General features: G+C 73.4%; 12 protein-coding genes. 4 read left to right on the top strand and 8 right to left on the bottom strand.

Annotated elements, in window-relative coordinates; translation table 11 throughout:
- Positions 1-3: 3 nt before the first annotated feature.
- The gene (locus ACFOX0_RS06870) at positions 4-978 is read right to left on the bottom strand and encodes a hypothetical protein (protein ID WP_377542850.1); all 975 of its coding nucleotides are present in this window, start codon (positions 976-978) and stop codon (positions 4-6) included.
- Positions 979-1,062: 84 nt separating this feature from the next.
- A complete protein-coding gene (locus ACFOX0_RS06865; RefSeq protein WP_377542849.1) occupies positions 1,063-2,562 on the bottom strand; it encodes a DUF4246 domain-containing protein in 1,500 nt (499 codons plus the stop codon).
- Positions 2,563-2,923: 361 nt separating this feature from the next.
- Between ACFOX0_RS06865 and ACFOX0_RS06860 the strand changes: the two genes are divergently transcribed.
- Positions 2,924-4,093 carry a polysaccharide pyruvyl transferase family protein gene (locus tag ACFOX0_RS06860; RefSeq protein ID WP_377542847.1) on the top strand — a complete coding sequence of 390 codons (1,170 nt, stop codon included), beginning with the start codon at positions 2,924-2,926 and terminating at the stop codon, positions 4,091-4,093.
- A 66-nt stretch (positions 4,094-4,159) separates the two neighbouring features.
- Here ACFOX0_RS06860 and ACFOX0_RS06855 read toward each other — a convergent pair whose 3' ends face one another.
- Positions 4,160-4,363: a hypothetical protein gene (locus ACFOX0_RS06855; protein WP_377542846.1), complete on the bottom strand. Its 204-nt coding sequence runs from the start codon at positions 4,361-4,363 to the stop codon at positions 4,160-4,162.
- Between the two features lie 223 nt (positions 4,364-4,586).
- Between ACFOX0_RS06855 and ACFOX0_RS06850 the strand changes: the two genes are divergently transcribed.
- Positions 4,587-6,233 carry a right-handed parallel beta-helix repeat-containing protein gene (locus ACFOX0_RS06850; RefSeq protein ID WP_377542844.1) on the top strand — a complete coding sequence of 549 codons (1,647 nt, stop codon included), beginning with the start codon at positions 4,587-4,589 and terminating at the stop codon, positions 6,231-6,233.
- Positions 6,234-6,321: 88 nt separating this feature from the next.
- Here the strand turns inward: ACFOX0_RS06850 and ACFOX0_RS06845 are convergent, their stop codons facing one another.
- The 5 genes from ACFOX0_RS06845 to ACFOX0_RS06825 all read right to left on the bottom strand — a co-directional run bounded on the left by ACFOX0_RS06845 (position 6,322) and on the right by ACFOX0_RS06825 (position 9,979).
- Positions 6,322-7,254, bottom strand: coding sequence for a hypothetical protein (locus ACFOX0_RS06845; protein WP_377542842.1), 933 nt, complete (start codon positions 7,252-7,254; stop codon positions 6,322-6,324).
- Positions 7,248-7,568 (bottom strand): PadR family transcriptional regulator, encoded by a 321-nt coding sequence (locus ACFOX0_RS06840; RefSeq protein ID WP_377542839.1) that lies wholly within the window; start codon positions 7,566-7,568, stop codon positions 7,248-7,250. Before ACFOX0_RS06840 ends, ACFOX0_RS06845 begins: the two co-directional genes overlap by 7 nt.
- Before the next feature lie 84 nt (positions 7,569-7,652).
- Entirely contained in the window at positions 7,653-8,909 is a 1,257-nt protein-coding gene (locus ACFOX0_RS06835; protein WP_377542837.1) for an MAB_1171c family putative transporter, read from the bottom strand.
- Positions 8,910-8,927: 18 nt separating this feature from the next.
- Positions 8,928-9,470, bottom strand: coding sequence for a hypothetical protein (locus ACFOX0_RS06830; RefSeq protein ID WP_377542835.1), 543 nt, complete (start codon positions 9,468-9,470; stop codon positions 8,928-8,930).
- A 47-nt stretch (positions 9,471-9,517) separates the two neighbouring features.
- On the bottom strand, positions 9,518-9,979 hold the full coding sequence (locus ACFOX0_RS06825) for an XRE family transcriptional regulator (protein WP_377542833.1): 462 nt from the start codon (positions 9,977-9,979) through the stop codon (positions 9,518-9,520).
- Between the two features lie 339 nt (positions 9,980-10,318).
- On the opposite strand from ACFOX0_RS06825, the gene ACFOX0_RS06820 reads away from it, so the two are divergent.
- Both ACFOX0_RS06820 and ACFOX0_RS06815 read left to right on the top strand, forming a co-directional pair.
- Positions 10,319-13,537: an SNF2-related protein gene (locus tag ACFOX0_RS06820; RefSeq protein WP_377542830.1), complete on the top strand. Its 3,219-nt coding sequence runs from the start codon at positions 10,319-10,321 to the stop codon at positions 13,535-13,537.
- Positions 13,534-14,508 (top strand): SWIM zinc finger family protein, encoded by a 975-nt coding sequence (locus ACFOX0_RS06815; RefSeq protein WP_377542828.1) that lies wholly within the window; start codon positions 13,534-13,536, stop codon positions 14,506-14,508. The genes ACFOX0_RS06820 and ACFOX0_RS06815 overlap by 4 nt, the downstream gene beginning before the upstream one ends.
- The last annotated feature ends 5 nt before the right edge of the window (positions 14,509-14,513 follow it).

Raw genomic sequence — 14,513 nt, 5'->3', positions numbered from 1 at the left:
CACTTATGGCTCGGTCAGCAGACGGTTACGGGTGATCCAGCTTATTGGAAGGCCGAAGGCGAGGCCCGCAGCGATGCCCAGGATCGCGAGAACCGCATCCCAGTCGGCAGCATTGACCGGCGGGTTTCCTGCTAGGCCAGTGATGACCTTGGCGATCGGCAGCCAAGACACCGTCACAAATAACGTGACGAGCATCAGCAATGGATAGGCGAGCAGCGTGAGTCCCGCCAACCCAGCGTAGCTGGACACGCCCGACCTGGCCGGCCAGGGGCGGCTCAGTACGACCACGGCGGTCAAGAGCGTCGCGCCGAACAGGACCACAACGCCGAACCTACCGCCGGGCTGCAGCATACGCATGAACGCCACCACCGCGCCCGACGCCACGACGACCACCCCGGCCGCCAACGCACGCCGTCGCGATACAGCCGGCCCGGCTCGGAGCGCACAACCCAGCGCTGCCAAGATCAGCAGCCCGGCAGTGGCCGCCGCCGCTGGAGTTAGCCCTGCCTCGGTATCCGTCGGCGACTCAAGCGCCGCAGCCAACGGAGCGAGCGCCGCGCCGACACAGGCCATGAGCAAGAGAGGCCCACGACGGGTCCGACCATCGACCCGGCCTAGGAGAGTGCCGGCAACGATCACAAGGCACGCAATCACCGCGACCACGACGGTGGCGGTACGCCCCGCCACGTCGACGCGGTCAAGCCACACGTCAACAGCGAGCCACACAAGCGCGCCCGAGGTGGCCAGAATAGCCCGGAGCCGGTCGCTGCCCAGCACCAGCATTATCCCCCCGAGCGCCGCCACGATGGCCATGACGCGTAGGTCCCGAGCCCAGTAGGTGTTGTTGGAGGCCACTACGTCTTGCCACGGCTTGGCCGGTTCGGTCAGCGGTTGGAAGATAGTGAGGCCCATCGTCCACATCGTCGCCGACGCGCACGCGACCGCGAGTCCCCAGGTATCGCGAAGCCGCTCAGACATCGAGTCACCATACCCGGTCATCGTGGCTGGACTGCCGCCTCCTGCATCGACGAACAGTGGTGGACACATGGGCCGAATCAGCGCCTAGTGCTCGCAGAGGGAGAACTCCCGCTCGTACAACTCCTCGTTGTGTTCGTCGACGAAGAACTTCCGTTCCCGCATCAGTTGCTCGCGGTACTCCTTGGCCTGGTCCAGCGTCATGGTCGAGGTCGGCGACCAGGGCTGCTGCGGTGGCACGTCGGCGGTCGAGACGATCGTCACCGAGGGGTCGACCAGGAAGAAGGCCAGGATCTTGCGATGCCCCGGCCGGGTGGGGTCGGCGAGGCGGAACGGGCTGACGCGATGCTGGAGGATGTTCGGGAACGCCAGGCAGCGGCCCGCGCCGGTCGGCACCGACCCGAGCACCTGGTTCAACGGGTCCTCGTCATCCAGGCCGTAGACGTCGCGCAGACCGATCTCGTCGTTCTGCTCGTAGTCCGGGTCGTCGACCGCCGCCCGGAATCCCAGCCGGCTGTCGGTGATGTTCTCGCTGTCCCAGTAGTAGATACCGGTCGAGACGATGCGCTCGTTCATCATCCCCTCGACGTGCCAGCTACCGCCGGGGTACTCGGGCTTGTCCGGGGTGAGGTGGATGTTGGCGAGCTTGACGATGACCTGCAGTCGGCGACCGCGTAGGTCGACCCGGGCGGAGTCGTCCGGGGGTGCGGGCGGGCTGAAGACGGGGGCGTCCGGGATCACCGGGCGGCGGTTGTCCCACCATTCGTCCATGGCCTCGTCCCACGCATCCTGGGCCTCCTTGTCGTCGCCGTCGGCCGGGCCGGTCGGCCTGCCCGGGTCGTCGTCGTACCACCCGTAGGGGTCGGCCTCGATCCGCAGGGGCCGCGGATGGCGCAGATCCGTGAGCACCCGTTCGAAGAGCGGGCGCAGGCGCGCGAAGAGGATCGGCAGGACGTCCGCGAGTTCGCGGTGGGTCACGGGGTGGACGTTGTTGACGTACGAGGCGAAGACGGCGGTCCCGTCGTCGTCGACCTCGACATCGGTGGGCAGCCACTGGAACTTCTCCGAGTACGCGTACCGCGCGCCACCGGCCCTCGGGGTCGGCCATGCCGAGTCGTCCGTGCGGCTCACCTGACGCACGAGGCAGAACAGTGAGGGGTGGACCAGGTCCAGTACCTGCTCGTCCGATCCCGGATGCCAGTCCCGCTCCGCCTCGGGGACCTCTTCCAACACCCGGACCGCCTCGCGCAGGCGGGACCGCAGCTCGCTGTCGATCAACGTGTCCGACTGCCACACCCCGTCGACGGCGGACACCTCGATCCCGGTCCGCTCGTCCCGCAGCCGCGCGTAGTAGGACAGTTCCGCGAGCACGTAGCGGATCTGCGCCTCGGTCAGGCCCTGGGCGGCGGCTTCCCGGGTCCACCTGGCGACGATGTCGGCGTCGTTCATCTTGACGAACCACTGCGGCTTCGCCCGGATCTCGGCGCTCAGCCGCATCATCTCGAGTTCCCGCAGCGTCCGGGGCGCCGCGACCGGCATCTTGTGGGATTCCACGAAGGGCAGGGGGAAGCCAGACAGGTCAGTCATTGAACCTTTTTCAACCTCCCCTTGCGCTCCGGCGTTGGCCGAGGTCGAAGACGCGGCTTGCGCACCGCGCGGTTCAGGTTGAAAAAGGTTCATTCTCTCGGATCTCCCGGAAGGTGCTCGACAACGTGGTCCGACGCTGTGCCCGACGGGGTCGGGTGGGCTGAGTCGGTAGTCAGGGTAGGGAACGTACCGCTCGGATCTGACAGTCCGGGCCTCGCACCGTCGGCCCTCCAGGCGCCGACGAGTCGGGACAGCGGGAGTGGCGTCGGGCCGGCTGGCGTGCACGCATCGTGGTGGCCGTCGCGGCCAGCGCGACGCCGCTGATCGGGCATGGGGTGTGCGGAAGCGGGTAGTCGGCCGGGTGGCTCCGAACGGTGGCGCGTCGGGTGACGGCGGGCCGGTGATCGGGATCCTCGGGTCGTACGGGGGACGCAACCTCGGCGACGAGGCGATTCTCACCGGGCTGCTGGCCGACCTGCGTGCCCGCCGGCCGGATGCCCAACTGCTGGTCTTCTCCCGGGACCCGGGGCACACGTTGCGCTCGCACCCGAACGTGCTCGCCGAGCCGTGGGAGGGGATCAGCCGCGCCGACTCGGCCCAGACGCTGGCCCGGTTGGACCTGCTCGTCCTCGGCGGCGGCGGGATCCTGTACGACACCGAGGCCCGCCGTTATCTGCGGCTCGTCGTGGCGGCCCAGGAGCGCGGCCTGCCGGTCTGCACGTACGCGGTGGGCGCCGGTCCGCTGACCGAGCCGGTGGACTGCGGGATGGTCCGCGAGGCGTTGGGCGCGGCGGTCGAGGTCACCGTCCGGGACGAGGAGTCCCGGCTGCTGCTGGAGGAGTCCGGCGTCACCCGGTTGATCACCGTCACCGGCGACCCGGCCATGATGCTCGAACCGGAGGAATTCGGCGACGACCTGCTCCGCGAGGAGGGGATTCCGCGTTCCCGCCGGCTGGTCGGGATGAGCGTGCGGGAACCGGGTCGGGCCGCGGCGCGGCTCGACGAGGCCGGCTACCACCGGCTGCTCGCCCAGGTCGGCGACTTCCTGGTCCACCGGCTGGACGCCAGCGTGCTGTTCGTGCCGATGGAGCGGGACGACATCCGGCACGCGCACGGGGTGCTGTCCCAGATGACCGCCGCCGTCCACGGCCGGATCCTGCACGGCGACTACCGGCCGCGTCAGATTCTCGGCCTGATGCGGCACTTCGACCTGGCCGTCGGCATGCGACTGCACTTCCTGATCTTCGCGGCGATGGCCGGGACGCCGTTCCTGCCGCTGCCGTACGCGGGGAAGGTGTTCGACTTCGCCCAGCGGGCTGGGGTGCCGGCGCTGCGCGGCGTCGAACGCGAGGTGGAGGGCCCGCTGCTGGCCGAGGTGGACCGGCTCTGGGACGAACGGGCCAGCCGGGCCGCGGGCACCGCCCTGCGGGTGGAGGGCATGTGCGCCCGCGCAAAGGCCAGCGGCGAACTCCTCGCCCCCCTGCTGGAGGGTCTTGAACGCCACGAGACTGACCCCGCCCGACTGCCGTGATGGACGTTGGCGCGCGGTGGCCCCTCCGGGGCCGATTCGCGCCAAGATTCGCCGGAGAGCATCCCGTCAGGCGGCGGGACCGCGCCAACGGTAGAGCCATGGGCCGTCGTCGGAGACCGTTTCCAGCTCGTAGATCTGGGCGTCGGCCAGGCCGCCGCCGTCGAGATGGTGGTACGTGAGTGCAGGACGGCCGGTGACGTCCAGCTCGACCGTGATCGTCTGCCCGTCGGCCGGGCCGTCGACCAGCGGAACCTGCGCCGAGGATCCCATCCCCCCATCCTGCCCTCCACCCCCGCCCGCACGCAGCCATTCACCCACCAACCTGACCACCGCGCGGCGGCGGCGGGGGCGGGGGACGCGGTGGCAGCGGGGAAGGGGGAGGGGATTTGCGTCGTTTCTCGGGGCGGATCGGGGGAAAGGATGCGTGTCGGCGGGGGAGAGTGGATCGGGGCGGCGGCGCGGGAGCGGCGGCGCGTACCCGAAGGAGGTGCTGGTGACGGCCCCACCCGGCGGCTCGGTGTACGACGCCCGGGAGCACGGCCTGGTGGGTGACGGGGTCACCAACGACCAGCCGGCGCTGGCCGCGCTGGTCGACCGGCTCGGCGACGCGGCCGTCCGGGACGGGCTGGGCCGGGTGATCTACTGCCCGCCGGGCAACTACGCCATCCACGACGTCGGCACGGTCTGGCGCAGCCGGGTGTCTTTGATCGGCGCCGGTCCCGGGGTGACCCGGTTCCTGCTCGGCAACCCCGGCAATCCCGGTGCGTCGGTGCCGTTGGCCTTCCACACCACCCAGCAGCACGGCGCCGGGCCGGACAACCACACCGCCGACTGCACCTTCGCCGGGTTCGAGATCGACGGCACCGGCGTGGAGATGACCGAATACGACGTCCTGGCCAAGGGACTCGGCCTGCAGTACGTGCTGCGCGGCCGGTTCCGCGACCTGTACATCCACCACACGGCGGCGACCGGCTTCGGCTGCGACTTCCTGCAGGACACCGTGGTGGAGGGGCTGGTCGTGGTGGGCTGCGGCCGGCTGGACAACGGGCAGCAGATGGGCGGTGCCGGGATCGGCGTCGGCATCGGCGGGTGGGGTCCCGACGAGCGGTTCTCGGTGACCGGCTGCGTGGCGCGCGGCAACGGTACGAACGGCATCTTCGTCGAGCTGCAGAAGGACTACTGGCCGCCGCCCCGGGGGATCCGGATCACCGCCTGCCACACCGAGGACAACCGGTTCGGTATCTCCGACTGGGGCGCCGACGGGATCATCGTCTCCGGCTGCGTGATGGTCGGCAACCACGAGGCCGGCTACGACGTGTCGGCGCACGGCACCGCCGGGGTCGCCGGGCGGGGCGGCATCGTGACCGGGTGCCTGGTCGACGGCAACTTCGCCGACGGGGTGAGCATCGGCAACAGCACCGGCCCGTACACGGTCGCCGGCAACCGGATCAGCCGCAACGGCCGGTACGGCTTCCGCCAGCACAACATCCACCGGGGCGACGAGAACGAGTCCGGCGGGATCGTGGTGGACGGCAACGACATCTGGGGCAACGGGCTGGACGGCGTACACATCGACGCCGGGCTGAGCGACGCGACCGTGCTGGACAACCGGATCCGGGACAACGGCCGCCGGTGCGAGCCGGCCACCTCGGGCGGCGGCCCGACGGTCGGCTACGGCCGGCTCTCGCTGACCGACACGGCGGCCGACTGGCGTCCGGACGGGCACCTCGGCAAGACCGTGACGGTCGGCAGCCGGACCGCCACCGTCGCCTCGAACACCGCGACCGAGTTGCGGCTCACCCCGGTCCGCCCCGGGGTCACCACCGCCTGGCACGGCGAGCCGCCGGAGTCCGGCGCCGGCTACGAGCTGCCGGACGCGCCCGCGCACCGGGCCGGCATCACCGTGGCGGCGCCCACCCGGGGGCTGCAGATCCGCGGCAACCGGATCTGGGACGGCCAGCGGTCGCCCACCCAGTCGTACGCGCTGTGGCTGACCGCGGCCGGTCGGGGCCCGGCCGCGGTGCTGGACAACGACCTGGCCGGCAACGCGGTGGCCGCGACCCGGTTCGACTGCGGTCCGGGCGACGGTCGCTGGGACCGCAACCGCGGCCTGGCGGCCGAGCCGCCGCCGACGGGCTGAACGGTGTGGCGGCGCACCCCGCCGGCCTGCCGGGCCCGCGGTGCGGCCGGTTCACCCCGCGGCCTGCCGGGTCCGCGGTGCGGCCGGCTCACGCCGCCGACCGGCCGGCCACGGGTCCGGCGGTGGGAGCGGCCCCGACGGCCCGGCCGGCGCGACCGATGACCGCGCCCAGGGCCAGCGCCGTGAAGATCAGGTACAGCCACGGGTCCAGCTCGACCACGTCGCCGACGAGGAAGATCTCCGTGCCGCCCAGACCCGGCACCCCGAAGCCGCTGTCGGTGACCGCGGTGAACAGCCAGACCGGGGCCGACGCCGCCGGCGGCAGCTCCTCCGTCGAAGCGTGGCCGTTCAGCACCGTCAGCACGACGGCGAGGTCGGCGGCGAGGACCGCGCCGAGGGCGCCGGTCGCCCAGGCGGCGCCGCGGCGGCCGGCCCGCGCGAGCCGCCCCACCGCCGCCAGCACCGCGCCCAGCCCGAGGAAGAACACCGCGTACGCCGGAGCGTGCACCGCGAGCTTGTAGACGCCGCCCAGGACGGAGTTCATCAGCAGTGCGAAGGCGAAACCCGGGGCGGTCACCGCGAGCAGCAACAGCCCCGGCGGCGCGCCGTCGAGGGTCCACCGGCGCCCGATCCGGGCCATCATCACCGCGGCGGCCAGCACGAACAGCGTCGCCAGCGGCAGCTCCATCGTGCCGGTGACCGTCTTCACCAGGTTCACGGCCACGTTCATCGCCAGCAGGCTCGCGGCGAGCAGCGCCACACAGAGCAGCGGCGCCACCAGCACCAGCCGGGCCACCCGCCAGGCACCGGCGAGCACCGTGCCGATCGGGACCGACCGCCGGGGCGCCGGCCGGGCGACCGCGAGGCTCGCGGCGTAGCGCAGCATCCGAGCGTGCCGCCGTTCCGCGGCCAGCACGTGCAGCTCGGCGGACCACTCCTGGTGCAGCTCCGCGCGCAGGTCGGCAGGCCAGCGCCGGGCGGCGACGTCCAACAGCGCCCGCGCGATCCGCCGGCTCACCATGCCGGCCGCGCGGTGCGCCTCGGCTCCGGTGCCACGGCGGTCGACGCCCGCAGCTCGGCCAGGGCCTGCCCGGCCCGCGTCACGCCCTCCGGGGTCAGCCGGTAGTAGCGGCGGGCCGGTCGACCCTGCGCCACCGGGTCGATCTCCTCCCACCGGGTGGCGAGCCAGCCGGCCGTCACCAGCCGGTGCAGGATCGGGTAGAGGGTGCCGCTGGCCAGGCCGGTGTCCTGCATCAGGTCGAGGCCGTACCGATCGGCGTCGGGATCGGTGAGCAACGCGGCGAGAACGCGTGCGGTGGGGACGGTGATTCTCACCGGGCAACTATATCGGAAATCTACATAGGTCCAACGGTCGGGCGGTCACCCCGCCACCGGGCCGCCGTCGTTGTCCGCCGGACCTCACCCTCCGCCCGTCGGCACGGCCGGTCCGCCGGGCGGCGGGGTGGCCGGATCGGACCCCCACCCCGGCCCGGCGGTCGCCGCCAGTGCGCGGACCACCACCGGGGAGCCCGCGTACGCCCGGGCCACCCGGGTCAACCAGGCGATCTCCCCGGTGTACCCGCCGGTCGGGTCGTACGGGTCGGACCGGTCCGGCCGTTCGGCCACCGTGCCGGTCCGCAGCCCGCGCACCCCGGCGGCGATCATCGTCGCCTCCAGCACCGCGGCCCGCTCCGCCGCCGGCAGTCCCGACCCGGCCAGCAGTTCGGCCGCCGCCTCGGTCACCCGCTCGTCGATGTACGGCCGCAGCGCCAACCGACCGTCCCGGATCTCGGTGATCCGCCGGTGCAGCGCGTAGTCGATGTCCCGGAACGCCACCCCGGTCCGGCGTACCCCGTCGTCGAGCACCAGCTGCGGCTGCGCCGCGGTGACCGCCGTCCACAACGGCCCCAACCGCCGCCAGGCCACCTGCCGGCGGGACCAGGTCAGCGCCAGGTCGACCGCCGGTCCCCAGGCCGGCAGGGTCAGCCCCACGATCATCAGCAGCGCGCTGATCGTGACCAGCACCGCCGCCACCCGCTGCTCGCCGGCCGGGTGCGCGCCGAGCCGGTAGCCGACCAGGTAGCCGGCCTTGCTGGCGCAGTAGGCCAACCCGAACACCGCGCCCATGGCGGTCACCCGCAGGCCGCGCCGCAGCCACGGCCGGGCGGCCACCCGGGCGAACCGCCAGCACAGCCGGGCGATGTCGGCCGAGTACGCCACGAACACGCACAGGTAGACGACCAGGTACGCGAGCACGGCCGGCACCCGGGCGTACTCCACGGTGAGCGCCACCGGCGCCCCGGCCGCCAGGGTGACCAGCCACAACCCGACCAACGCCGCGTACGCGCCGGCCGACATCAGCAACCGCAGACGGGCCCTCGGCGCGGCCCGCTCGCCGGGCAGGGCGAGGAACAGCAGCAGCACCTCGGCCTGCGCCGCGACCGACATCACCCCGGCGTGGGCGAGCACCTTGGCCAGGTTCGGCAGCCCGGTCGAGGTGTCCACGGCGGCGGCCAGCGGCGGGATCGCCAGCGTCACCCCGGCGGCGAACGACCCGAAGGCGTACACCATCGCCCGCAGCACCCGGTTGTCCCGGTCGGACCGCAGGTCGCGCAGCTTGTAGCCGAAGGCGAGCCAACCGGCCGCGGCGCAGATCGCGTACAGCGCGGTCTCCATCCGCACCTCCCGTCCCCGTCAGCCGGTGGGGTGTTCCAGGCCGTGCCGCAGCCGGGCCTGCAGCGCCGCGTCGCCGGGGGACAGGTCGCGGTCGGCCGACGGGCCCGGATGACGGCCGCTCTCCTCCAGCAGCACCGTGGCCATCATCTCGGCCTCCTGTTCCTCGGCGCGGGTGTAGGCGCCGTCCCGGTTCAGCACCCGGTGCACCATCGTCGGGCGCAGGCCCGGGAACAGCAGCCGGGTCGCGGCCTCGTCGTCCAGCGCGAACGACCGGTGCCCGAGCAGCACGTGCCCCAGCTCGTGCGCCACGATGTGGTCCTGGTGCACCCGGCTGGTGCGCCGCTCGTACGCGACGATGTGGCCCGCGTCGGTGAAGAACGTCAGCCCGTACGGCGCGCCGCTGGGCATCGGCACCGCGACCAGGCTGATCGGCTGGCCCACCGCCGCGCCGACCCGCCGGCAGAGTTCCCGCGCGTCGAACGGGCGGGGCAGGTCGAGTCCCTGGGCGCGCAGCTCCTCGAGCCGGTGGAGACACGCCCGCCGTAGCGTGGAGGGTTTCATCTCATCGCTCTCCTGGGCTGGTCCGGCCCGCCGCCACTCCGCGACGATCATGGTGTGGGGGCGGGACCGTCGGCGGTCGGTTCGTCGACGCCACCCTTCGGCAGTTGCAGGGCCTGCACCACCCGGTCCAGGATCTCACCCACGGCGTCGAGTTGGTCCTCCGGCAGGGCGCTCAGCCGCGCCGCGACCGCGCGTACCTTCAGGTTCCGCATGGCCTGCAGGGCCAGCAGGTCGCGTTGGATCTCCTCGGCCCGCCGCCGGTCGAAGAAGTACGCCGGGTCGACGTCGAAGAAGTCGGCGAGCGACTGCAGATGCTCCTTGGTGGGATTGGTCCGCCGGCCGGTGCGCAACTGCCAGATGTAGACGTCGGAGATCGCGCCACCGCGGGCCCGGATCGCGTCGGCGACCTCCCGGGCGCTGTACGGGTCACGATCGGCCGGGTGAACGGTCCGGAAGAGCAGGTTGAGCTTGTCGGCCAGCGTGAAGCCGCCGGAGTCGGAACCCGTCATGGTCACCCCCGTGGGACGCCTCACTGCTGGATTTAGCTGTTGTCGCGAAGTCGGTTAACGCTGGTTGACGTCAGTACGCATCGTCAGTCTAGGATCACGTCGTGCGGTCGATCAACCGGTAGAAGCCGGGTCAGGGTCGACAAGAGGGGGCGGTACGGGCCTGTCGCGTCCGTGCCGAGGAGGCACACTCGGGCGGTGAGGGGCGGGCGGGGCGCTCCTCACCGCTGCGCGATCCGGCGGACCGCGTCACGCGGTCGAGCACGGCAGGTCGGCGCGGCGTTGTCCGACCCGGGCCCTAGGCTGGGACGGTCCCGCCGCCGTCGAGAAAGCGAAGAACTCGTGCTGGTCGTCCACGCGGTGTGGCTGATCGGCGGTCGACTCGCCCTCTGGGCCGAGGACTCCGCCCTCCCCGTCCCGCCGGGCCGACCCGGCCGCGCCGCCCGCGAACGCACCCACCCGTACGCGGCCGGGCACCCGGAACTCGCCGACGCGCTCGGCGACCTCGCCGCCAAGGCCGCCACCGGCAGCGTCCCGCTCGCCCTGCCCACCCGGGCCGGCCGGCCGCTGGACTCCCCGGAACTGGTCCGCGCCGACCCCGCCGAGGAGCGCCGCGGCACCGTCACCCTGGCCCGCTGGCGGGTGCCCACCCTGGAGTACGACGCCGACGAGGCCACCGCCGTCCTGGCCGACCTGGCCCGGAACGACGACACCCCGGCCCGGCCGGACGCCCCGGTCCACGGCGCCGGACTGCGCCACCTCGTCGAACTCGCCGCCTTCGCCACCGACCTGGTCCACCGGGGCCGCCTGCTGCCCACCCTCGCCGAACACCCCGGCAGACCCGGCCGGGCGCTCTGGCGACCCCTGCTCACCGGCGCCGACGCCGCCTGGGCGCGCGCCCTGACCCAGGCCGTCCCGCCCGCGCTCCGCGCCGCCGTACCGGCCGGCGCGCCCGCCGCCGGGGCCACCCCGGCGGCCCGGCTGGTCGCCGACGCCCTGGACACCCTCACCGACGCCACCGCCCGGCACGCCCTGGACGGCGTACGCCTCATCGACGCCCGCCGTGCCACCGGCACCGACGCGGCGGTCCGGGCCTGGCTGCGGGCGCTCACCGGCCGGCAGCGCGAGTTCACCGCCGACCCGGCCGGCGTCGCCGTCCTGGCCCGGGAACTGCGCACCTGGCAGCGGGACGCCGCCGGCAGCGCCGTCCGCGCCTGCTTCCGCCTGATCGAGCCACCCCAACCGGACCAACTCGCCTTCGGCATGTCTTCGGATCGGGCCGCGCGGCCAACCCGGTCCGGCGAGGCCGGCTCCGGCGACGACACCGGCGAGGCCGGCTCCGGCGACGACACCGGCGAGGCCGGCTCCGGCGACCGGCCCGGCGGACTCGACGACGAGCCGCGGTGGCGGGTCGAGTTGGCGCTGCAGGCCGCCGACGAGCCCAGCATGGTTGTCGAGGCCGAGCGGATCTGGGCCGGCGACGGGCCGCGTCGCGGCACCCCGATCGGCCGGTTGGCGCACCCGCAGGAGACGCTGCTGGCCGAGCTGGGCCGGGCCAGCCGGCTCTGGCCCGAGTTGGAGACCGCCCTGCGCACCGCCACCCCGACCGGGCTGGACCTGGACACCGAGGGCGCGCACCGGTTCCTGCGCGACGGCGCGCCGATGCTGCACGCCGCCGGTTTCGGCGTGCTGCTGCCCGGCTGGTGGCGGCGACCCGGCGCCCGGCTCGGCGCGCGGTTGCAGGCCCGGGGCACCCGCACCGCGCCCGGCACCGTCGCCACCGCCAGTTCGCTGGGGCTGGACTCGCTCGTCGACTACCGCTGGGAGTTGGCGCTGGGCGACCAGCCGTTGACCGAGGACGAGCTGACCGAGCTGGCCCGGCTGAAGTCGCCGCTGGTCCGGCTGCGCGGTCAGTGGGTCGAGCTGGACCCGAAGCGGCTGGCCGCCGGGCTGAAGCTGCTGCGTACCGGCGGCGAGATGACGGTCGGCGACCTGCTCCGGCTCGGGCTGACCACCGAGGACGATTCGGAGACCCTGCCGGTGCTGGCGGTCACCGCCGAGGGCGCGCTCGGCGACCTGCTGGCCGGCCGGGCCGAACAGCACCTGGCCCCGATCGACGAACCGGCCGGCTTCCGGGGCACCCTGCGCCCGTACCAGAAGCGCGGCCTCGCCTGGCTGACCTTCCTCCAGTCGCTTGGGCTGGGCGGCATTCTAGCGGATGATATGGGACTTGGCAAGACCATAACCGTACTTTCCCTGTTTGTCGGAGACGAGTCGGAGGGCGCGCCCACCCTGTTGGTCTGTCCGATGTCGTTGGTGGGCAACTGGGAGCGGGAGGCGGCGAAGTTCGCCCCCGGGCTGCGGGTGCACGTACACCACGGGGCCGAGCGGGCCCGGGGCGCCGCGTTCGAGGCGGCGGTCCGGGAGGCGGACCTGGTCGTCACCACCTACTCGGTCGCGGCCCGGGACGCCGCGGCGCTCGCCGGCATCGGCTGGCACCGGATCGTGGTGGACGAGGCGCAGGCGATCAAGAACGCGGCCACCCGGCAGGCCGAGGCGGTCCGGTCGCTGCCGGCCCGGCACCGGATCGCCATCACCGGTACGCCGGTGGAGAACCGGCTGGCCGACCTCTGGTCCATCATGGAGTTCGCGAATCCGGGCCTGCTGGGTGCCGCGTCGGCCTTCAAGAAGCGGTACGCCGAGCCGATCGAGCGGCACGGCGACGCGGACGCGGCGGCCCGGTTGCGCCGGATCACCGGCCCGTTCGTGCTGCGCCGGTTGAAGACCGACTCCTCGATCATCTCCGACCTGCCGGAGAAGTTGGAGATGGAGGTGCTCTGCAACCTGACCGCCGAGCAGGCGTCCCTGTACCGGGCCGTGGTCGACGACATGATGACCCGGATCGAGTCCAGCGACGGGATCGAGCGGCGCGGGCTGGTGCTGGCCACGATGACCAAGCTCAAGCAGGTCTGCAACCACCCGGCCCAGTTGTTGCGGGACGCGTCCGCGCTGCCCGGCCGGTCGGGGAAGCTGGCCCGGCTGGAGGAGATCCTGGACGAGGTGCTGGCCGCGGGGGAGAAGGCCCTGCTGTTCACCCAGTACGCCGAGTTCGGCGGGATGTTGCGGGCGCACCTGTCGGCGCGTACCGGTCGGGAGGTGTTGTTCCTGCACGGCGGGGTCGGCAAGGCCGGGCGGGACGACCTGGTGGCCCGGTTCCAGTCGCCCGGCGGTCCGGCGCTGTTCGTGCTGTCCCTGAAGGCCGGCGGTACGGGGTTGACGCTGACCGCCGCCAACCACGTGGTGCACGTGGACCGGTGGTGGAATCCGGCGGTCGAGGACCAGGCCACCGACCGGGCGTACCGGATCGGTCAGCGCCGGGCGGTGCAGGTGCGCAAGTTCGTCTGCGCCGGCACGGTGGAGGAGAAGGTCGCCGCGCTGATCGCCGAGAAGCGGACGCTGGCCGAGCGGATCGTCGGCACCGGCGAGCAGTGGCTGACCGAGTTGTCCACCGGCCAGTTGCGGCAGTTGTTCGCCCTGGAGGCCGGGGCGGTGGTGGAGTGAGCCGGCCGGATTTCCGCGAGTTCGGCCGGCCGCGCCGGGTCGAGGGCGGGTTGCGGGCCGCGACCGCCCGCGGTGCGATCGGCACGTCCTGGTGGTCGCGCCGGTTCTTGGACGTGCTGGAGTCGTTCGCGCTGGGCACCCGGCTCACCCGGGGCCGGTCGTACGCGCGGTCGGGTCAGGTGCTCGACCTGGACGTGGCGCCGGGCGCGGTGACCGCCTCGGTGCAGGGTTCCCGGTCCCGGCCGTACGCGGTCCGGATCGGTCTGGCCGTGTTCGCCGAGCCGGTCTGGGCGCGGATCGAGGAGTCGCTGGCCGGGCAGGCGTTGTTCAGCGCCCGGCTGCTCGCCGGTGACCTGCCGCCGGAGTTGGAGGAGGTGTTCGCCGCCGCGGGCGCGCCGCTGTTCCCGGCGTCGGTGGGCGAGCTGGACCTGTCCTGCGACTGTCCCGACTTCGCCGTGCCGTGCAAGCATCTGGCCGCGACGTTCTACCTGCTGGCCGAGGCGTTCGACGCCGACCCGTTCCAGTTGCTGCACTGGCGGGGCCGGGACCGCGCGGTCCTGCTGTCCCGGCTGCGCCGGCTGCGTACCGGTGCGTCGGAGCCCGCCCCCGACGGCGCCGTCGGTCCGGTCGCCGCCGGTGCCGGTGCGGCGCTCGCGGCCGGCGACGGTCCGGTCGGCGCCGGTTCGACCGCGGACACCGCCGGTGCCGCCCCGGCGGCGGCGGAGGTCGAGTGCGACGGGCCACCGGCGGGCAGTGCCGGGCAGGTGCTGGCCGACCTGCCGGATCTGCCGTTGGCCGACGCGGTGGACCGGTACTGGTTGCCGCCGGTGCCGGTGCCGCCCCGACCGCCGGTGCTGGCGACCGAGCCGGACCTCGTGCTGCGCCAGCTCGGCGCGCCGGGCGCCGCCGTCGGCGGCCCGGGCCTGGCCGAGCGGCTGCGCCGCGCCTACCAGCGGTTCGCCGCCGACTGAGGCCG

The sequence above is a fragment of the Micromonospora zhanjiangensis genome (assembly GCF_042650605.1).
GTDB lineage: Bacteria > Actinomycetota > Actinomycetes > Mycobacteriales > Micromonosporaceae > Micromonospora_J > Micromonospora_J zhanjiangensis.
This window is presented reverse-complemented; position numbering and strand designations above follow the sequence as displayed.